The sequence below is a fragment of the Shouchella miscanthi genome, assembly GCF_007725405.1.
In the GTDB taxonomy this organism is placed as follows: Bacteria; Bacillota; Bacilli; order Bacillales; family Bacillaceae_D; genus Shouchella; species Shouchella hunanensis.
In genome coordinates this window covers 3,811,257-3,831,773 of the sequence record NZ_CP042163.1, presented here as the reverse complement: position 1 = coordinate 3,831,773, position 20,517 = coordinate 3,811,257, and the positions used below count along the sequence as shown (strand labels likewise).

The following is a 20,517-nucleotide window of genomic DNA, read 5'->3' as shown; positions in this document are numbered from 1 at the left end:
AGGTGACTAGATGTCAAGAACACAAATTCTAAAAGGAATCTTAGACGCGTGTGTGATGACGATTATTAAAGAAGACGAGGTTTATGGGTACGAATTAGCAGTGAGGTTACAAGAAGTAGGGCTACCTGAAATAAGCGATGGGACGATTTACCCTGTGCTCCTTCGTCTACAGAAGAAAGGCTTTATCTTTAGTGAATTAAAGGATTCCCCATCAGGACCAAAAAGAAAGTATTACTACTTAACGAAGGAGGGGGAAGAGGAATTGAACAGTATTATTCAACAATGGAACACGATTGTTACCCCTGTGAACGAGCTTCTTGGAAGGAAGGATGAAACATGACGTATACAGAAGAATTAATTGAACTGAACAACGAAAAGCGAGAAGCGTTATCTGAAAGGAATCAACAGGTTTATGAAGATTTCCTTTTGTATTTTCGAACGGATTTAAGAATAGCTGAACAGCAAGCAGAGGAATTGTTAATGGATATATTAGATCATTTACTAGAAGCGGAGAAAGAAGGAAAGACCGCTTATGATCTATTTGGTGAGAATCCGAAAGCCTATGCAGAAGAACTTATTGCTCACTTACCACGTGAAAAAAAGAAGCACCAGCTAGCGGTAGTCGCTGATGCGTTCTTCAGTACACTTGCCTTTATTTTTATTATACAAGGCGCAGTAAATGGCCTCTTGCCACTCTTTTTTGACTTTAACCAGACGATTTCACTAGGGAACGCGCTTGTCATTGCGATCTATGTAGGGTTTTCGATTCCTTTGGCAATTAGCATGGTGTTTGGTTTCGTTCGACAGTCTCTATTTAAACCAGATCAGAAGAAAAGCGATACTTGGATGATCCTAAAAGGTGGCTTATATGGCATGCTTTGGTTTGTCCCGCTGTTTTTGTTCTATACATTTGTTCCGAGTTTCGGACCTGAGCTCTCTGTAGACTGGTGGATTTATGTCGTAGTCGGTGTTCTCTTGTACCTCATTCTGAAAATCATAAAAGGCTGGGACAAAAGTAGATAGACAGACCAAAATGACGAACATTCCTGAAAATAGGAACGTTCGTCGTTTGTTTTATATGAAAATGAGCGGAAGGAGAATCCGAAGACTCCTGGGGGATCAGCACGTGTCTGAAGACTCGGAGTGGCGGTTTTCCACGGAGGAGGCTGAGGCCGTGTCCCCGGAAAGCGAAGGATTTTCCTGTAGCAGTGCTACTCAGCATAGTTTAGACTATTCGTCTTTTCAAATACTACTTTTCGTTATGTCCCAGCCTCTTCCACTTTATTAGTCGAGTGGCTCATAAGTGAAGTAATCAAAGTCAGCTGGAAGACTCTCGCCTGATGTATCTTGGCATTGCATTCCGACAAAAGCGCCAGTGAAAAAGCCTCCCCCACGAACATAATCGTCCGATAGTTTATAAGAATCAAAGAGTATGTTTATTCTTGTCCAATGTACACCATCGAACGAGTAAGAGTAATGATACGTTTCGGTTTCGACGGTAACACGTAAATAGACATCTTCCACTTCATTTGGGATGGGGATCTCTTGATTCCCTAGTGGTTGTGAAAAAGAGAAATTGTCGCAGGCTGTAAGTGCAAGCACTCTGCCTTTTTCTTCGTTGTAGGTGACTTGCAGAGCGGTCCAATTCTCTGTGTTGTAATAGTTTACAAGTCCCGCAGCTTGTTGAAAGGTTTCTGGTTGAAAATGGACCTTTGTTTCAGCTTTAAAGTGAAAATGTTGCCATCTTCTTGCTACAAATGATTGTGTAAATTTCGATGTTAACGATTCTTTTCCATACAGACGCAAGTGTCCAGGACGATCTTGCAGAGAAAGACACTTTTTGTCTAGAGGGATGCGTAACGTTTGGTAATTCATAGGTAACGTCTCTTTGTCAAAATGATCGGTTTGGTCTTCTTGTTCAAACGGGTATTCTGTCATAGCAGGTCCTTCAATCTGAAGGGAGGGCTCATTTCCCCCGACCATATAAGGCCAATCGTTTTTCCATTCTAGGCGTTGAATCGCTGTTTCTCTTCCTAGTGGACAATAGCCTCTCGGTGCCAGTAAGGGTTGACCATTCCTAGGTAACGGTCGGCCAGTAAGGTGAACAAGAAACCATTCATCCGTGTGCGTGTGGACGATGGACGCATGGCCAGCTTTTTGAAGCTTGTTTTTAGGATATGGATACGACGTCAGTAATGGATTTTCTGGGTGCACTTCATAAGGGCCCCATAAATCTTTTGACCGAGCGATTGTTGCCTGGTGTTCGAAACGCGTCCCACCTTCTGCCGTTAACAAATAGTAATAGCCATTAATGAAATAAAGATGAGGAGCTTCCGTTAGTTTCATGTCTGTTCCTTTGAAAATCACTTCTTTTTTTCCAACTAATGTCTGTTTCACTGGGTCGTATTCTTGTAGAACAATGCCGTAGAAAGAATGATTGGGTATACGGTGATCCCATACCATGTTAACGAAATATTTTCTACCGTCTTCATGATGGAAGAGCGATGGATCAAAGCCGGAACTGTTTAAGTGAATGGGATCAGACCAGTCGCCATCGATTGTATCGCACGTAACGAGGTAATTATGGCAGTCCTTCCATTGTCCGGCCACGACCTTAACATCTGTGAAAATGAGCCAAAATGTCCCGTCTGAATAGGACAAAGCAGGGGCCCATACACCACCTGAATCAGGATTTCCGCTCATATTTAGCTGGGATAGTCGATTAAGGGGTCTTGCAACGAGCTTCCAGTTTTTTAAATCCTTCGAATGATAAATGCCTACACCTGGGAACCATTCAAAAGTCGAGACGGCAATGTAGTAATCGTCTCCAGCTCGACAAATACTTGGGTCAGGGTTGAATCCAGTTAAAATAGGGTTTTGAATCGTTGTCATAGCAATCATGCCACCTTTTCATAATAGTTGAAAGCGCTAACAATATGGGTAACAGGAATGAACCAGCTCTATGCATTGCTGCATGAACAAGTTATACTCCTTCTGTTTTCATAGCAAAAAACGATCCATCACCTCCATCCGTTATGTTAGATAAACGAATTAGTTGTGTTCTAGAAAATGTTTAATAAAATGTTCACTGGAAAAAGCAGCAACACCTAGCGCAGCTGAACGCTTTTCTAATTTAGAAAATTGTAGCTGGGTAGCTGATGATTGATTAGAGAGAGACGATTGTTCGAGATGATTCTGAATGTCATCTGAAAGCCATTTGTGCAAAACAGCTAAACGGTTCCCAATAATGATTTGCTCTGGATTAAAGACATTAATGATGGTATTAATACCGATAGCCAAATTCTTTCCAATGAGTTGGATAAGCTCAATTGTTTGTTGATCCCCTTTTTCAGCTAGTTGGACAATGGTCTCAAGTGAGAGTGGTTTTTGGTTAAGAGGGGTGAGTCCCGCTTCTTTTCCTTTACGTACTAACGCTTTTTCTGAAGCGAATAGTTCCCAGCATCCTTTATTTCCACAGGTACAAACCGGCCCATCTTTATCAATGGTCATATGTCCAAGCTCACCAGAAAGCCCATGTTGTCCTAAATAAAGCTGATTATTTAAGATGAGCCCTACGCCAATCCCGATGCCTACACTGATATAAATAACATCTCGATGCTCTTGTCCAGCACCAAATCGTTTCTCTCCATAAGCACCGGCGTTAGCTTCATTATGAATCGTAACAGGTATGTTGTACTTCTCTTCAATGAGTTTACTAATTGTGACGTTTTTCCAATTCAGGTTTGGAGCAAGTAAGATCTCACCGTCTTTGTTTATCATGCCTGGGACACCAATCCCAATCCCAATAACCCCGTACGGACTTTTAGGCGTAACAGAGAGTAACTCATCGATTAAGGAAAAAAGAACTTGTGTTGCAGTGGGAAAAGGAAACTCGTCAATATCAATTTGCTTTTCATAAACAATTGTTCCTTGTAGGTCCGTTAGAATGGCAAGTATGTAGTTTACGCCAATATCAATCCCGATTGAGTAGCCGGCTTCCTGGTTAAACAACAGCATAACGGGTTTGCGTCCGCCATTTGATAAGCCTGGACCTAATTCAAGTATGAGTTCATTGTCAAGAAGTTCACTAACGGACGATGAAACAGTTCCTTTGTTGAGGCCAGTTTGATTTGCTATATCAGCCCTTGAAATCGGGGAAGATTCCTTAATGAGTTGCAAGATAATGGACTTGTTTCGCTGTTTCACTACATGCTGATTGTACGTCTTAATCAAAAAATCAATCCCTTCAAGATAACGAGTACTATTAGGTACACTATAATGTACGAAAACACGAAACGCCATCGAAAATGATACTTTATTTATTCATTATACACTTAGTTTATCTACTAGACAAACTAAGTTTTGCATGCTATTCTAATTTTGACATTCGTTCCACCATCTCAAAATACGTTAAGGGGGAAGATCATGAACAAAAAGAAAGCGATTACATTAATGTCGACTTGTAGTTTAGTGTCACTTCTTGCAGTAGGGTGTTCAAATGGTTCTGGTGGTGAAGCAAGCAACGGGGGGGCGGAAACAATTGAATTTATGCATCTATGGCCACAAGGGAGTTCCGCTGAACACCATCGTATTGTCAATGAGATCGTAGCTGATTTTGAGGAAGAGAGCGGTATTTCTGTTGATATGCAAGTACTAAGTAACGAGCAGTACAAAGATCAAATTACGATCTTATCTGCTTCCAATAGTCTTCCGGATGTTGGAATGACGTGGGCAGCAGGTTATTTAGACCCCTTTGTGGAGGGGAATAAATTTGCGCCGTTAGATGATTTATTGGAAGACGGACTAAGAGAAGAGTTTGTTGCAGGGACACTTGAAGCCTATGAAAAAGAAGGAGAAACATACGGTTTACCACTTGAATTAAACACAGTATACATTTACTACAATAAATCCATTTTTGATGACTACCAGTTAGAAGTGCCTGAAACGTATGAAGAATTTGAACAAGTGATCAACACCTTGAAGGAAGAGAATGTCAATCCTATTGCTTTAGGTAATGGCGATCGCTGGACCGGATCCATGTGGTATATGTACTTTGCAGATCGAATTGGCGGTAGTGAAACCTTAACGAGTGCCATTGATCGTTCTGGTTCGTTTGAAGATGAAGCCCTCGTTGAAGCGGCGGCAAAAATCCAAGAAATGGTCGAGAATGATTCGTTTGTGAGTGGGTTTAACGGATTAGCAGATGAAGAAGCGAAGAGCATGTTTATGAACGAGCAAGCAGCTATGTACATGATTGCGACGTGGGATTTACCGAATTTTACAACAAATGAAGACATTCCTCAGGAATTTAGAGACAGTGTCGGGTATTTTACGTTTCCGACTGTAGATGGTTCTGGCGATGCAAAGAGCTATGTTGGTGGACCTGGTGTTGGTTTATTTATCAGTGAAGACTCAGATGTAAAAGAAGAATCGAAGCAGTTTGCTACGTATTTTGTAGAGCAATGGGGAGAGCGAGCGGTTTCTGAAGCTGGCGTACTTCCTGCAACAACAGTAGACAGTGATGCTCTAGACTTACCTGACATGTATGTAGATGTTTTAAATGACTTGAATGAAGCGACGAATTTAACCCTTTATGCAGATGTTCAAATGTCAGCAGCGACAGCCCAAACACATCTTGATTTGATTCAGTCCTTATTCGGATTAGAAATAACACCTGAAGAATTTGCAGAAGCACATGAAAACGCTTTAGCAGATGAATAGTACACGTACATGATCCATCGTTTCGAACAAAAGGGCTTTTTTAATAAAGAAGAGCCCTTTTCATTTCTTGAAATTGGGGGTGTGTGAAATGAACAAAGTGATGTCGAATAAGTGGTTTATAACCCTCTACCTTCTTCCAGCCCTATTGTTACTGACGGTATTAATCTTTATCCCACTTCTTTTGACTGGCTATTATGGCTTAATGAGCTGGGATGGGATAGGCGCAATGAGTTTTATTGGTCTTGACAACTACATAAACGTTGTACAAGATGCTACTTTTTGGCAGAGTGCCGGTCACTCGTTTTTGCTAGCATTGTTTTCAACTTTAAGTTTACTTCTCTACCTAGCCGTCTCGCTTATACTAGCGTCAAAAATTAAAGGTGCCAATGTATTCCGTAAAGTGTATTTAATTCCGATGCTTCTATCTTCCGTGGCGATTGCTCAGCTATGGATTAAGATTTATAACCCTTCAAACGGAATGCTCAATACAATGTTGGGCTGGATCGGAGTGGAAAATCCACCGCTATGGCTTGCGGATCCATCGATTGTTCTTTATTCCATCTTTATTCCGATACTTTGGCAGTACGCTGGATTTTATATTCTGATTTATTATGCAGCTTTAAAGGGGATACCAGAAACCATTATTGAAGCAGCAAAGATCGATGGCGCGAGTCCGTTGCAAATTGCGCTTCGAATTAAGCTTCCATTAATTATGGGTGTGATTAAAGTCACAATCGTTCTAGCCGTTGTAGGCTCACTAAAATACTTTGATTTAATTTTCGTCATGACTGGCGGAGGACCTAACGGAGCAAGCGAAGTGATGGCTTCTTATATGTATAAACTCGCTTTTGGCAGCTATAACTTTGGCTACGGTAGTGCAGTCGGTTTTGCTCTTCTAGTTATTACCTTAATCGTCACCTATATCGTTCGCAGATTAACTGCGAATAAAGAAGATATCCAATATTAACGAGGTGATTGTATGAAAAAACTCGGTTACTTCCTGTTATATGGGAGCTTGAGTATCGTAGCCATCATTCAAGTGTTCCCTATTGTGTGGCTGTTTCTCTTTTCTTTAAAAGACAACCGTGAAATTTTTGCAGGGAATCCATTTGCGCTACCGCAAGCGATTAAATGGGAAAATTACTACAGCGTCTGGGAAGCGGGTATTGGTAATTACTTTTTTAATAGTGTCTGGATTACGACAGTATCGATTTTCTTTACACTACTTTTTGCCAGTATGGCCGTGTTCGTTATTACGAGAATGCATTGGAAGCTAAATAAGCTCGTTCTTGGGCTGTTTATGATCGGGTTAATGATTCCCATTCATTCGTCGCTCATTCCATTGTTTAGTATGTTTCTAGATGCCGGGATTATTGATAATCCTTGGGCAATCGTTTTAACCTATACGGCTTATAATTTGCCGATTACGATGATGATTCTGCTAGGATTTTATTATACGATTCCAAAAGAAATTGAAGAGGCTGCTATTATTGACGGCGCTTCCTTACATCGGCTCTTTTTCACCATTATTTTGCCGCTGACCATTCCCGTTTTATCAACAACGGCAATTATCAATATGATTTACAACTGGAATGAGTTCGTCTTTGCGAATACGTTTATTAGTTCCGACCGATACAAAACGTTAACGGTCGGTATCCAAAACTTTGTTGGGCAGTATATGACGGATTGGGGCGCTATTGGAGCAACGCTCGTCATTAGTGTGTTACCGATTTTAATCGCATTTTTCTTTTTTAGTAACAAGATTGTGGAAGGGATTTCATCTAGTGCTGTTAAAGGATAACTATAGGAGGAATGAACAATGACTTATTTTTCAACGGTATCAAACGTTCGCTACGAAGGGAAGCATTCAACCAATCCATTTGCCTTTAAATTTTACAATGCAGAAGAGGTTATTGGCGATAAGACGATGGAAGAGCATTTACGATTTGGTGTAGCCTACTGGCATACGTTTACAGAAGATTTAACAGATCCGTTTGGAGTAGGAACGGCGATTAGACCGTGGAATCATTTAAAGGGTCTTGATTTGGCTAAGGCTCGGGTAGAAGCAGCGTTTGAGTTCTTTGAAAAATTAGGCGTGCCTTACTTTTGTTTTCATGATGTAGACATTGCACCGGAAGGAGAAAACCTGAAGGAAAGCAATAAAAATCAAGATGTCATTGTTGCTATGATCAAAGACTATATGAAAGATAGCAAGACAAAGCTATTGTGGAATACAGTGAATAATTTCTCCCACCCTCGTTTTGTCCATGGAGCTGCTTCGTCCAACCATGCGGATGTGTTCGCTTATGCTGCGGCTAAAGTGAAAAAAGGGCTAGAAGTCGGAAAAGAGCTCGGTGCGGAAAACTATGTGTTTTGGGGAGGGCGTGAAGGCTATGAAACCCTCTTGAATACGGATATGAAATTGGAACTCGATAATCTTGGACGCTTCTTTCATTTAGCTGTTGCGTACGCAAAAGAAATTGGGTTTGATGCACAGTTTTTAATTGAACCGAAGCCAAAAGAACCTACCTCCCATCAATATGATTTTGATGTGGCGAGTGGCTACGCGTTCCTCCAACACTACGGACTAGAGAAGGATTTTAAATTTAACATTGAGGCCAATCACGCGACATTAGCAGGTCATACATTTGAGCACGAACTTCACTACGCACGTATACATGGAATGCTTGGCTCCGTTGATGCCAATCAAGGTCATCCTCTGTTAGGATGGGATACAGATGAGTTTCCAACAGACATCTATGCGACAACGCTTGCCATGTATGAGATTTTAAAGAATGGAGGGCTTGGACGTGGAGGATTAAACTTCGACGCAAAAGTGAGAAGAGGCTCCTTCGCAGCAGAAGACCTAGTTGAAGCGCATATAGCGGGTATGGATAGCTTTGCGGTCGGATTAAAAGTAGCACAAAAGCTGCTTAATGATGGCGCCCTTGAAGCAGTTATTGAAGATCGCTACCAAAGTTATTCAACAGGGATTGGTAAGAAGATTGTAGAGGGAACGGTTAGCTTACAAGAATTAGAGCAACATGCGTATACGTTAGATACAATCCAACAAACGTCTGGAAAACTCGAGCGTATAAAAGCCATAATCAATCAATACGTACTAACAATGTACGCAGATCAATAGAAAAACCTAGGGCTGGGTGTGGTGATAACGTGAAGTATGTGATTGGCATTGATTTAGGAACAAGTGGGGTGAAAATCACTCTAGTTAACCGTAAAGGTGAAACGGTTCATGAGCGATCAAAAACGTACCCCCTTATCCAAAATAAATCTGGGTATAGCGAACAAGATCCAAACGAGTGGGTGGAGAAAACAGTAGAAGGGCTAGCCGAAATGGTTACTCTCTTTACAGGCAATCCATTGGATATAGAAGGAATGAGCTTTTCTGGCCAAATGCACGGTCTTGTTCTATTAGATGAACAGCAACAGCCATTACGTCATGCCATTCTTTGGAATGATACGAGAACGGGAGAAGAGTGCAAGGAGATTTACGAAAAAGTAGGCAGAGAGAAACTGCTTGAGCTGACGCAAAATCTTGCTTTAGACGGGTTTACGTTACCGAAACTGCTGTGGGTGAAAAACCATGAGCCAAAGGTATTTCAACAAGCAAAAAGCTTTCTTTTACCGAAAGATTATCTTCGTCTCAAGCTGACCAATGCGCTACATATGGACTATTCGGACGCAGCTGGTACCCTTTTATTAGATGTCAAACAATCATGTTGGAGTGAGGAAATTGCGCGTCTAGTCGGTCTTGATATCACGCTGTTTCCACCACTTGTAAACGCTCATGACAAAGTAGGGATATTAACGGATGAGATCGCTCGACGTACTGGTCTTTCAAAGGAAACCAACGTTTTCGCTGGAGGAGCGGATAATGCTTGCGGCGCAATCGGTGCAGGTGTTTATGAAGAAGGGAAAACACTCGTCAGTATTGGAACGTCTGGTGTGGTCCTCTCTTACGAAGAAAGCAACGACAAAGATTTTCAAGGCAACGTTCACTATTTCCATCACGGGGTCGCAGATCGCTTTTATACGATGGGGGTAACCCTTGCGGCTGGCTACAGTCTACAATGGTTTAAAGAAACGTTTGCGCAAGAAAAACGTTTTGATGAAGTCCTCGCTGAACTAGATGAAGTACCGGCGGGAGCGAATGGTTTGCTGTTTACACCTTATCTTGTAGGTGAGAGAACTCCCCATGCTGATGCGACCATTCGAGCTAGTTTTATCGGCATGGACAGTGGTCATAAGCGTGCCCATTTTGTTCGTGCAGTTGTCGAAGGCATTACGTTCTCCTTACATGAATCTGTGACGTTGTTTAGACAATATGGAAAAGCAATTGAAACGATTGTTTCCATTGGTGGTGGGGCAAAAAGTGCCTCGTGGTTACAGATTCAAGCCGACATCTTTAACGCCAAGGTCGTGAAGTTGTCAACAGAGCAAGGCCCTGCGATGGGAGCTGCTATGCTTGCTGCTTATGGGTGTGGATGGTTTAACTCTTTGAAGGAATGTGGCGATGCGTTTCTGTCCATTGAGCAAGAGTTCATCCCTAACGAAGCAAACGTGAAGACGTATCAGCAACTTTTCAACATCTATCAACAGGTATATGGGAAAACGGCTGAACTGAATGAACAATTATCTACGTTTAGAAAATAAGAACAGGTGAGTAACCAATCCTTCGTTGGTAGGGTGGTTACTTTTTTTGCATTAGGAGAAATAATGAACTGGGGCTGGTCTGGCTATAGGAGGATCGCTTTAAGGAAACGACATTCGTTGATGGATTCCTGTTCAGGCGATAACAATGATGGACAAACAATTTCGTGTTAATTAACTGAGATCTTAACCAATAAGAGAAAAGCATCTTCTTCAATATCCTTTTATAGTAAGAGAAAAGGCGTAAGGAGCTGATCCAATGAAAGATAAGTTCGCTGCAACGTTATTTACGGTAAGAGATGAGTTGAAATCGGCAGGCATTGGTCCTGTTTTTAAAGAAATTGCGGAAATGGGCTATGCGGGTATTCAACTCTCTGGGTTGCCACCTGGCTATGATCAAGACGACGTCGCCTACCATTTAAAAAAGAATGGTGTTGCTACGGCTGGGATGCACGTTTCATTTGACCGTTTGACAAACGAACTCGATCTTGTCAGACAAGAAGCAAAAAAATACGGGACAACTGACGTGTTTTGTCCGTATTTGCCTGAGTCTCTTCGTACGGAGAGTGGGTATCGTGAAGTGAAAAAGGCATTAAATGGGGTAGCGAAAGCAGCACCAGAGTTACGAATTGGCTATCACAATCATGCGTTTGAATTCGAAACGCAGGTTGAAGGAATGGATGCGCTCTCCTATTTACTAGAGCCACGTGAGGATAATGCGATTCTTGCTGAGATTGATGTATTTTGGGTAGCAAAAGGTGGGCATGATCCCCTTTCCTATGTGGAGCCTTACAAAGGAAGAATGCCGGTTATCCATTTGAAAGATATGACCGCAGATGAGGACCGAACGTTTGCAGAAGTAGGTGAAGGAATCATTGACTTCCCACCGCTCTTACAATGGGGAGAGCGGCATGGAATTGAGTGGTACGTCGTCGAGCAAGATGTATGCAAAATGGCGCCAATGGATAGTTTACGATTGAGTCTAAGCAACCTGCACCGTTATGCAGATGCGCTTCAGGAACAAAAGCAAAAAAAGTAAGCTGGTGAAAGCAACCAGCTTACTCAGCGATGGCTTGGCGCTTGTATTGTTCAGGTGTCAAGCCTGTTAATTGTTTGAACACTTTTGTGAAGTGGGACGGATAGTTAAAGCCGACTTGGTAACAGACTTCTGTAACGCTTGTCTGGTGGAGAAGAAATTCAATTTTTGCTTGATTGACCCGTCGTTGGTATAAATATTTAAAAATAGTTGCCCCAGTCATTTCTTTAAACACTTTCGCCAAATGATACTTGCTCATATGCAACGCAACCTCAATCGCCTCAAGTTTTAAGTCCTCTTGATAATTCGCTTCAATAAACCCCACGATGGCTTGCACCGTCTTCTCTTTTTGACTCATATAAGATGAAGGCCGATCTCCATGCTTATCGGAATGAGACGATAGAAACGAGATGAAATCCATAAAAGCAAGTTGAAAGCGAGCAAATTCATCTGACTCTCTTAAAGGATGACGATCGTTTAATCGTTTCAAATAGGCCTCCACTTTCTCCTTTTCCGCTCCTCGAAACGGAAGGAGGAGCGGTTTCACTTGAGTGAATGTTGCAAGCATAGTCGGATAGCCCATTGTTTCAAAAACACGTTGAAAATAAGCTTGATCAAAATGAAGGGTGGAACGGACATAGGGCTGATCGCGAAATAACTTCGGACAGTGCAGTGTTAAACCGTTCATTAAAATCAGATCGCCAGGCTGTAAATGTAAGATTTGATCGCCAATGAAATACGTGCATTTTCCTTGATGAAAATAGTAGATTTCAGCGAGTTCGTGAGAATGAAAGGGGAGGCTCTGAACATTTTTATGATTTGCCCGATACGTAAAGTTTAATCGTTCGTTAAGTGGGAGAAGCCCGCTCATCGGACATTCTCCCTTGAGGTAAGATGAACGGCTTGTTGTTGCGCAAGTAAACAGAGTTCTGCTGCTTTAAAAGCGTGTGCTTGGGTCATGGCTCGCTCCGTCCTATGGATGCAGTCTAGAATGAGTTCACCAAAAAACGGATAACCGACTTTTCCTTGCAGCGACAAATGGTGCTCACCATCTTGATTGACTAAGTAAAGGTGATCCCCACTCTTCTCGCGCGCGACATCCACATACTTGCGGAGTTCAATCGTCCCTTTTGTTCCTGTAATAAACGTTCGACCGTCGCCCCATGTGCTTAACCCATCAGGCGTGTGCCAATCCACTTTAAAAAATTGAGTTGCCCCTGTATTCCCAACTAATGTGGCGTCTCCATAGTCTTCTAATTCGGGAAAGGATGGGTTTGCGTAATTCGCAACCTTACTCTGAAGAATCTGAGCGTCTGAGCAACCCGCATAAAACAAAAACTGCTCGATCTGATGGCTACCAATGTCACAGAGGATGCCACCATAGTTGTCTTTTTGAAAAAACCATTCAGGTCGATTGTCTGCTTGAAGTCGATGAGGACCAAAGCCTGTCACTTGAATGACATCACCAATCGCTCCATTCGAAATGAGTTCACCTGCATAGACTGCGGATTCCACGTGAAGACGCTCGCTAAAGTAAACCATATACTTTCTTCCTGTTCGCTTAACGGCTGCTTTCGCTAATTCGAGTTGCTCAAGGCTTGTAAAAGGGGTTTTATCGGTAAAATAATCTTTACCTGCTTCCATGGAGCGAATGCCAAGGTTCGCTCGCTCAGACGGGATGGCGGCCGCCGCAATCAAGTGGATGGAGGAATCCGTCAGAATCTCGTTTTCAGATGAAGCAACACGAACGCTAGGGTACGCGTCGGTAAAGCAGGCAACCTTCTCTGGGTCTGGGTCATAAACCGCTGCCAGTGTCCCGCCTGCTTCCATCAATCCATTACACATCCCGTAGATATGCCCATGATCAAGAGCGATGGCTGCAAATAAAAATTCCCCTGGCTGTACAACTTGGTTTGGTTTTCCTTTTGGTGCATACGTCATGCCGTCCTGCTTTCCCACTATAGGCCCTCCTTAATGGCTACCAGACACATCCAATGTCGTTTCAGTAGCATGATTCTTTCCTTGGGATTGCTGAATGCGCTTTGTTAATTCTTTTTCATACAACGATTCATCGAGTGGAAAGGACACCCAATTATCAATCCAAGTCGAGAGCTGCATCGCATTGGAAAGCGTTAACCCATAAATACCTTCTTCACCTGGCGCAAGCAACGGCTCTCCTGTTCGGATCGCATTGACGAAGTTTTGGGTAATCCCTTCATGATCAGTGGCGCCCTCTTTCACTTCAATCGGAATAAGTTGGCTGTTCGGTGCGCCGAAACCACCTTTGTACGAGTGGTTAAATGCGGGTTCCTCTGTTTCCAACTGCCAAAACGTCAGTTCATCGTTCTCGATCACGACCTTTCCTCTCGTTCCGGTTACTTCGAGACGGTTCGTTCCGGGTGCTTCAGCCGTTGTCGTAATGAAGACGCCGGTCGCACCTGTTTCGTATTCGAGGTAGGTCGTTACTTCGTCTTCCACCTCAATGTCTCGATATTTACCAAATGAACAAAACCCTCGCAGGCGCTTCGGCTCCATTTGAAGTAACCATCCCCAAAGGTCGAGCTGATGGGGGCATTGATTAATTAGGACACCACCACCTTCTCCTGCCCAAGTGGCGCGCCAGTTACTTGAATCGTAGTAGCTTTGTGATCGATACCAGTTTGTAATGATCCAGTTCATTCGCCTAATCGATCCGAGTTCACCGTCATGGATAAGCTTTCGCAACGTTTGATAGATAGGCTTCGTTCGTTGATTATACATAAGGGAAAAGACGAGACCGCTTTTAGCAGCAGCTTCATTCATTTCGCGAACCTCACTCGTAAAGACACCCGCAGGCTTTTCACAGAGCACATGATACCCTTCTGCAAAAGCCTTTTGAGCGAGGCGAGGGTGGCTATAATGAGGGGTGGCAATCAATACAGCATCAAACAATCCAGAACGGAAGAAAGCGTCTTCATCTGTAAAAAGAGGAATCCCATCAAAATGTCGTTGTAATTCCGCCACCCTTCCAGGCCGTTCCTCAAGAAATGCCCCAATGATAGCGCCTTCAATTTTGTTTTGAAACAAGTAGGAAGCGTGTGAAGTACCCATGTTACCAAGCCCGATAATACCAATGCGCACAGTGTCCATCCAATCGTCTCTTTTTTATCACATTACGTATAGTCTAGGATGCCAGTTAAAGAAAAACTGTTTTGCTATTGCTGAATTTCCCTATCCATTTATACGTGGTTGTTATTGCTTCTAGAAGAGGAGACGGTATATAGGAAGACACATAGTCTTGTGACATGCTTCATTTTTCGGATATCAATGTAAAGCCGACAGCGGTATGGAATAAAGAGGATGTCAACACTTCATGAGATAAAAAGGTTAGAGCTTAGTTGGAGCTTATTGGTGCGCCGGTAAGTAACAACTTACTTTATGCTATCAAAAGGTTTATTTATATGAAAGCGTTATTAAAAAAGTTGTATTGAATCCCATGAAGTTTCTAGGTATTGGTATGATGGTAAAAATAATACTTGATTTTATTCATAAAATGGAAAATAATTAATTGAAATGACCTATTTATGTTCAATAAGGGGGAGCCGATATGGGTTATTCTCACTCAGAGAAAAAGTGGTCAAAAGTTTGGCGTCCACTCTCTTTGATAGGGAGAAAGTACTATAAGGATCAAGAGGGGAATTTATACAGAAAAATCGGGAAGCGAAAAATGATTTTCATTAAGTAATGCGAACCCTGCCAATGGCAGGGTTATATTTGTTGTATATAGTAGAGGAAGAAAGGAACGACCCTAGATTGAATTTGACTCTTGATACGTCAGGGGGGTCCTTATTTTAATCTTGATGTTGAAGTGGTAGGAAGCTAATAAGAAAATAAGGAATGGTCTTGTAGCATAATGATAGTATATAGACCTAAAAGAGGAGGTTCTTTCTATTTTGAGCAAAAACCAGATTTCGAAAAAATCAATTGTCATAGGTATCTTTTTAATTATTTTGCTAATCTCTGTCATTGCATTAGTATTTAACAAACCTCCAAAAAATAGTGCGCTTAAAGGAACCTATTTAAGCAGTGATCTACCTTTTGCAACAATGGTATTTGATTTAGATGATAATCGTACATTTTATTTCTACAACGAAAGTGAAACGGATAAAGGAACATATGAAAACGTTTCAGAGACAATCTATAAGATAAACAGTGAAAAATTTAATGAACATGAACTTATGTTTAACGGGAATGACGAAGTAAGAATCGAAATCGATCATGAAACCTATACGTTCAAAAAAGATTCTGATCTACCGACAATAATAAATGAATGAACTGATTTATTTATTATTTTTATTGAAATATGCGAGCATGAGTGACTAAGAAGAAAAGCAGTAGACCTTAAGGAAAAGCGAGAACCCTCCTTAAGGCAACAAGTCTTTAATGGATTGGATCTGGTCTAGATACAAGAAGGAAAAAAGGGGAATGAGGGCTAAAGCGATCACGAGAAAAAGGATTCTCCATTTTGGTCGATGCCAATTAAATAGGACGAAACCGATATTCATTGCTATTAGGGAAGAATACATCAATCCTCTGGCTTGTAACGAGTCAATCGAATGAGTAATTAAAGAAAGCTCCTGCTGGGTAAAATCTTCTTTGTCTAAAGAAATGGAATGTGGTTGAAACGCACCTTGTCGTACAAAGAGTTGAGTCTCGGTTGTCTCATAGGTAAACATGCCAGGAAGTAAGTTGAAGGTATACATGGCTATTGGTGTGCCTAGAAGGAAAATGGCAGTAATGAAAAGACTGCGTTTATTTCTAATATAGACCCCTCCTTTCGGATAAGAACAATTTAATTTTAACAAATTATCCAATTTTAAACAATAAACTCGAATGATCATCTTCTTTAAATACAAAAAACAACCACCCTTAAATCTCGAAAGGGTGGTTGTTTTATTTGTGTCGTTACAGCAGTTCTTCTGCAATTTGATCAACGACCAAGTTTATAGCAATTGGACCGTAGTAGCCGATCCAGAGACCGGTGTTTTTCTCGTAAACATGATCGTTCTTTACAGCATCTAGCCCTTGCCAAACAGAGGATGCTTGGAAAGACGCTGTTAAGTCTAGGTTTGTGTCGTCTTGCAGTAAGAAGAGATGGTCAGCTTCTAGATCTGGCATGACTTCAAGGGAGATCATCGTACTGGAATCAGAACTTACCGTAGCCATTTCTGGTGGCGTCAGCCCGAGATCGTCATACAAGATTTGTGCTGTTCGGTGGGATGTAGTGTGAAGGCGTATCATATCATCCCTTGGTCGAATAAGACCGACGACTTCATCGCCTACCGATTCTTCCAAATCGGCTTTTAGCTCGTCCACTTTTGTTGTGTAATCGGCTATCACCGTTTCTGCTTTTTCCGTTTGATCTAAGATCGTTCCAAAGGAAAGGAGCACGGTCTGCCAATCTTCCATTCGATCGAACATGATGGTAGGAGCAATTCGTTCTAATTGATCATAGATGTCTTCATGGGTGTCTGTGGCAATAATGAGATCAGGATCGGTGCTAATGATCGCTTCCAAGTTCGGTTCGAGATAGGTGCCGAGCAAAGTCGCATCACTAGGCGCCTCCCCTAGATACTCTGGCAGACCGTTATCGGTTTCAGCGTATACGGTTCCGACAGGGATCTCGTCTAAAGCCATCATTTGGTCTAAAAATTGTACATCTAATACAACGACTCGCTCTGGCTTGTCTTCTACGACAAATTCACCCTTTACATGTTCAATGACTTCGTTATCTGATTGCTCTATGTTTTCTTCCGTGCTCGTTGAACAGGCACTGAGAAGGAGCGTCATGCATACAAGATTTGTTTTTTTCCATGTATCGTTCATACATACCCTGCTTTCAATTGATAGTGAGAATCATAATCAACTATAATGATAGTAAAGCAAGAGAGAAGCGTCCATGGATATTTCCGTTTTAATATGAAAGAAAACGACTTTTCTGATTGTGAAAGGGGATTCGATTATGATGGGGAAGGAAATGATCCTTCAATTAACATCGATTACATACGCTCAAAGCCTTCAAGTGGTAAGGCAATCACAGAGTCATCATGGCTTCTTTATTGAAATAACATCGAGTGAGAGGAACATAAGGTTTATCCCTGCGCGTTTTGAACAGGATCAGACAATGGAGCTTACAAGCGGCTACTACATTGAATTCCTTGCATTAAAAGAAGAGGATCATGTGTTCAAACCGACTGTATGTCTTTTCCCAAAGGCGACCGAGTCGGAAATGCCTTATCGTTTTAAGCACCTACTCGATGAAATGGTCACACACTTTAAAGAAGGATCAGAAATCGGCTCTCTTCGAGCAAATGGCTGTTTCCAAGAATTAGTGAGTACACTTTTAGATAAACAGCAAGAGATGAATGAATCCATTGAAGCACGAATCGCACAAAGCAAACGCTATATCGAAACCCACTATCATCAAGAGCTGACCCGAGAACAACTCGCCGAGAGAACAGAGCTTCAAGTCGACTATTATGCGAGGAAATTCAAGCAGCATGTGAAAATGAGTCCGATGGCGTATGTGAACCACGTTCGATTGCAAGAAGCAAAGAAGTTGTTGCTTGAGAATCGGTTAAACGTGCACGCGATTGCGAGGCAGGTTGGATTTAATGATGAGTTTTATTTTAGTCGCAAATTCAAACGAAAAGAAGGCTATGCCCCTTCCGTTTATAGCCATACGTTTAAACAAACCCAAAGGATTGCTTCTTTGAATCATTTGGTTACGGGACATTTAATTGCCCTTGGCGTAAAACCATATGCGGCCATTATAGATGAATCGTTTCCTGCGCTAGAGCATTTAATGGACACCAAGTCCATAGGGGAGAAAGGTCCGGATTTAGAACGATTACTGGCGATGAAACCAGATTTACTTGTACGGACAGGAATGACCACTGAATCTCAAACCCAAAAAGAAGCGCTTTTAACCCATATTGCTCCTACCATCGTCCTGAATTATCAAGACGATTGGCGTGCCCATTTGAACACGATTGCGAAAGTCATCGGACGAGAAAAAGAGGCAGCTGCCTTTTTAACAGCCTATAGAAAGCAAGTCGAGAACGTGAAAGAACAGATACGCCACCATGTAAGGGATGAGCGGGTTCTAATTATAGGTATTGGTGACGGTACTCAGTGCATCTATGGAAAGCGAAACATCGGCTCCGTCTTGTACGGAGACTTGCACGTAAAGGCCCCGGAAGGCATTGAACGCATTGCTCATATAGAGGAAGTGAGTGTGCAGAGGATAGCGGCGTATGAACCGGACCGTATCATCGTTACCGTGTACCGAAAGCATAACCAGCTGCCAAGTAACAAGCAGATTCGAACGCAATTAAGTCGCCTACAAAACAATCCAGTCTGGCAATCGATGCGCGCAGTAAAAGACCATCACGTCCATGAAATCTTTGAAGAAAAGCATTTGTATACGAGCTACAATGCGTATTCACATAAGTTGATGCTGCAAAAATTTGCCCAATTGATTGGCTAAACACGTAAAGGTCGGAAAACACCAAAAAAGAAACTGGAATGTCTATGTTCTTTTTGATCGTGAGCCGTATACTAGTCGAATAAACTTGATAAAAAGGTGTTGGCTATAAATGGACACGACTCAGCTAGATGAGTACCACACGTTTTTTATAAACAAAGAAGAACCGAATGAACAACATAGACGATTATCCTATTTAGTTGAAGAAGCAGGCTGTCGTTCTTTTCTAGAGAGTTACATGGCAAGCTGCGGCACATCGGATTTAAAGATTGCTGCCTCGCTTTTTCTGAAGCATTATGCCAGAATAGTGGCTGCTTCTACCCTTTATCACTTGGCAAGCGCTGATGCGGTCTTGCGCTTACCACCGGATCAAATGTACGTAAGTGAAAACGGGCGACAGTTGTCTATCCCTCATGCAGACGAGCTTTGGCTAGCTATTCCAATCGATAATCGAACAACCATGCGACAAACGTTGCTGTCTGAATTATTCGCAGATCATCTCACGCCGTTACTCATGACGATGAAACAAGTCTCTTCTGCGCCCTATAACATACTGTGGGAAAACGTGGCTGTCCGTATCAATTCCATTTATCGCAAAATGCTTTCAAAAGACATAAGCCCCATTGTAAAGCAACGTATCATCGACGATTTTACGTTTTTACAACAAGCAGATGGTGCCTTATTTGCATGTAAGAAGAACCCCATTCACTCCTTTCTCTACTTGCATAACCCTGACGTGGAAGCACCAAAAAGGCGCACTTGCTGCTTTAATTATAAAGTCGGAAAGATGGCATACTGTGAAGCGTGTCCACATCTCAAACTTGTGTAGAAGATTCAAGCAACGTAAAAAAGTGTGTAACCATTGCTGAAGACGTTTTGTTCTGCCTCTAGGAAGGTAGCCATCCTATAAGTTCAAAAATAGGAGGAGATCGAGATGAATAAGAAATGGTTCGCTATTGTTCCGGCGGTTGCGCTTGTAGCAGCACCACTTCCCATGCAGCACGCATCCGCCTCCGATGATCAAATGGTACAGGCAACAGATGAGCAAAATGAGTATGAAAACGTATTAAACATCGCCCCAGAACACCAGCCGACGCTTACCCAAGGTAGCACAGGTATGTATGGAAATGAAGTTGACTTTGTTCAATTTACGATCAGCCAAGCTGGATTTGAAACCGAGGTTGACGGGGTATTTGGACCAAACACGGAAGATCAAGTCAAAGCTTTTCAAGCCGAACACGGACTGATTGCTGACGGCATTGTTGGCGTCAATACGTGGGTAGCGCTGTTCTCAGAGTACGATGACGCACAATTCCCAGTAGAAACAGCGATTCACTATGCAGAAGAGGCACTTCAAAACGATGACCTCATCTTTAGTAGTGACGGTGTCTTAAGAGAAGATTCAGAAGGGAACCACTTCTACTCCCTTAAAGCACAAAGCCAAGACTTAATTGATAGCGGCGGCTCCGGCACAGTCGGATTTTACAACGTCTATAAAAATGGCGATGTCGTCGAACCCGATCCACAATCGTAAACAACAATAAATGGAGACCCCTTGACTAAT

19 protein-coding genes are annotated in these 20,517 nt (G+C 42.2%); 12 read left to right on the top strand and 7 right to left on the bottom strand.

What is annotated here, in order from left to right; all coding sequences use genetic code 11:
* Nucleotides 1-10: 10 nt before the first annotated feature.
* Nucleotides 11-340, top strand: coding sequence for a PadR family transcriptional regulator (locus tag FPV17_RS19605; protein WP_035393672.1), 330 nt, complete (start codon nt 11-13; stop codon nt 338-340).
* Nucleotides 337-1,023 carry a DUF1129 family protein gene (locus FPV17_RS19600; RefSeq protein ID WP_144560166.1) on the top strand — a complete coding sequence of 229 codons (687 nt, stop codon included), beginning with the start codon at nt 337-339 and terminating at the stop codon, nt 1,021-1,023. Before FPV17_RS19605 ends, FPV17_RS19600 begins: the two co-directional genes overlap by 4 nt.
* A 261-nt stretch (nt 1,024-1,284) precedes the next feature.
* On the opposite strand, the gene FPV17_RS19595 is transcribed toward FPV17_RS19600, so the two are convergent.
* The gene (locus FPV17_RS19595) at nt 1,285-2,892 is read right to left on the bottom strand and encodes a glycoside hydrolase family 43 protein (RefSeq protein ID WP_144560165.1); all 1,608 of its coding nucleotides are present in this window, start codon (nt 2,890-2,892) and stop codon (nt 1,285-1,287) included.
* A 159-nt stretch (nt 2,893-3,051) separates the two neighbouring features.
* Nucleotides 3,052-4,233, bottom strand: coding sequence for an ROK family transcriptional regulator (locus FPV17_RS19590; protein WP_144560164.1), 1,182 nt, complete (start codon nt 4,231-4,233; stop codon nt 3,052-3,054).
* A gap of 192 nt (nt 4,234-4,425) precedes the next feature.
* Here FPV17_RS19590 and FPV17_RS19585 point away from each other — a divergent pair, with 192 nt between their 5' ends.
* The 6 genes from FPV17_RS19585 (at nt 4,426) to FPV17_RS19560 (ending at nt 11,431) form a co-directional block, all read left to right on the top strand.
* Entirely contained in the window at nt 4,426-5,721 is a 1,296-nt protein-coding gene (locus tag FPV17_RS19585; RefSeq protein WP_144560163.1) for an extracellular solute-binding protein, read from the top strand.
* Nucleotides 5,722-5,809: 88 nt separating this feature from the next.
* Nucleotides 5,810-6,688, top strand: a complete 879-nt coding sequence (locus FPV17_RS19580; RefSeq protein ID WP_144560162.1) for a carbohydrate ABC transporter permease — start codon at nt 5,810-5,812, stop codon at nt 6,686-6,688.
* 12 nt (nt 6,689-6,700) lie between these two features.
* The gene (locus FPV17_RS19575; RefSeq protein ID WP_035393668.1) at nt 6,701-7,522 is read left to right on the top strand and encodes a carbohydrate ABC transporter permease; all 822 of its coding nucleotides are present in this window, start codon (nt 6,701-6,703) and stop codon (nt 7,520-7,522) included.
* 18 nt (nt 7,523-7,540) lie between these two features.
* The gene (xylA, locus tag FPV17_RS19570) at nt 7,541-8,866 is read left to right on the top strand and encodes a xylose isomerase (RefSeq protein WP_144560161.1); all 1,326 of its coding nucleotides are present in this window, start codon (nt 7,541-7,543) and stop codon (nt 8,864-8,866) included.
* A 29-nt stretch (nt 8,867-8,895) separates the two neighbouring features.
* Nucleotides 8,896-10,395, top strand: a complete 1,500-nt coding sequence (gene xylB, locus FPV17_RS19565) for a xylulokinase (RefSeq protein ID WP_144560160.1) — start codon at nt 8,896-8,898, stop codon at nt 10,393-10,395.
* Nucleotides 10,396-10,651: 256 nt separating this feature from the next.
* Nucleotides 10,652-11,431 (top strand): sugar phosphate isomerase/epimerase family protein, encoded by a 780-nt coding sequence (locus tag FPV17_RS19560; RefSeq protein ID WP_144560159.1) that lies wholly within the window; start codon nt 10,652-10,654, stop codon nt 11,429-11,431.
* A 19-nt stretch (nt 11,432-11,450) separates the two neighbouring features.
* Here the strand turns inward: FPV17_RS19560 and FPV17_RS19555 are convergent, their stop codons facing one another.
* From FPV17_RS19555 to FPV17_RS19545, 3 genes are read right to left on the bottom strand one after another with little or no spacing between them, the layout of a single operon-like run.
* Nucleotides 11,451-12,299, bottom strand: a complete 849-nt coding sequence (locus FPV17_RS19555; protein WP_060704546.1) for an AraC family transcriptional regulator — start codon at nt 12,297-12,299, stop codon at nt 11,451-11,453.
* Complete coding sequence (locus FPV17_RS19550; RefSeq protein WP_144560158.1) at nt 12,296-13,387, bottom strand: Gfo/Idh/MocA family protein; 1,092 nt, start codon at nt 13,385-13,387, stop codon at nt 12,296-12,298. The genes FPV17_RS19555 and FPV17_RS19550 overlap by 4 nt, the downstream gene beginning before the upstream one ends.
* A 12-nt stretch (nt 13,388-13,399) precedes the next feature.
* A complete protein-coding gene (locus tag FPV17_RS19545; RefSeq protein ID WP_144560157.1) occupies nt 13,400-14,557 on the bottom strand; it encodes a Gfo/Idh/MocA family protein in 1,158 nt (385 codons plus the stop codon).
* A gap of 803 nt (nt 14,558-15,360) precedes the next feature.
* Between FPV17_RS19545 and FPV17_RS19540 the strand changes: the two genes are divergently transcribed.
* Nucleotides 15,361-15,741 (top strand): hypothetical protein, encoded by a 381-nt coding sequence (locus FPV17_RS19540; RefSeq protein WP_144560156.1) that lies wholly within the window; start codon nt 15,361-15,363, stop codon nt 15,739-15,741.
* 90 nt (nt 15,742-15,831) lie between these two features.
* Here the strand turns inward: FPV17_RS19540 and FPV17_RS19535 are convergent, their stop codons facing one another.
* Nucleotides 15,832-16,323 (bottom strand): hypothetical protein, encoded by a 492-nt coding sequence (locus FPV17_RS19535; RefSeq protein WP_144560155.1) that lies wholly within the window; start codon nt 16,321-16,323, stop codon nt 15,832-15,834.
* A 49-nt stretch (nt 16,324-16,372) separates the two neighbouring features.
* Nucleotides 16,373-17,293 carry an ABC transporter substrate-binding protein gene (locus tag FPV17_RS19530; RefSeq protein WP_144560154.1) on the bottom strand — a complete coding sequence of 307 codons (921 nt, stop codon included), beginning with the start codon at nt 17,291-17,293 and terminating at the stop codon, nt 16,373-16,375.
* Nucleotides 17,294-17,429: 136 nt separating this feature from the next.
* Between FPV17_RS19530 and FPV17_RS19525 the strand changes: the two genes are divergently transcribed.
* The 3 genes from FPV17_RS19525 (at nt 17,430) to FPV17_RS19515 (ending at nt 20,487) form a co-directional block, all read left to right on the top strand.
* Entirely contained in the window at nt 17,430-18,956 is a 1,527-nt protein-coding gene (locus tag FPV17_RS19525; protein ID WP_144560153.1) for an AraC family transcriptional regulator, read from the top strand.
* Between the two features lie 109 nt (nt 18,957-19,065).
* The gene (locus tag FPV17_RS19520) at nt 19,066-19,782 is read left to right on the top strand and encodes an IucA/IucC family C-terminal-domain containing protein (RefSeq protein WP_144560542.1); all 717 of its coding nucleotides are present in this window, start codon (nt 19,066-19,068) and stop codon (nt 19,780-19,782) included.
* 105 nt (nt 19,783-19,887) lie between these two features.
* Entirely contained in the window at nt 19,888-20,487 is a 600-nt protein-coding gene (locus FPV17_RS19515) for a peptidoglycan-binding domain-containing protein (protein WP_144560152.1), read from the top strand.
* Nucleotides 20,488-20,517 lie beyond the last annotated feature (30 nt).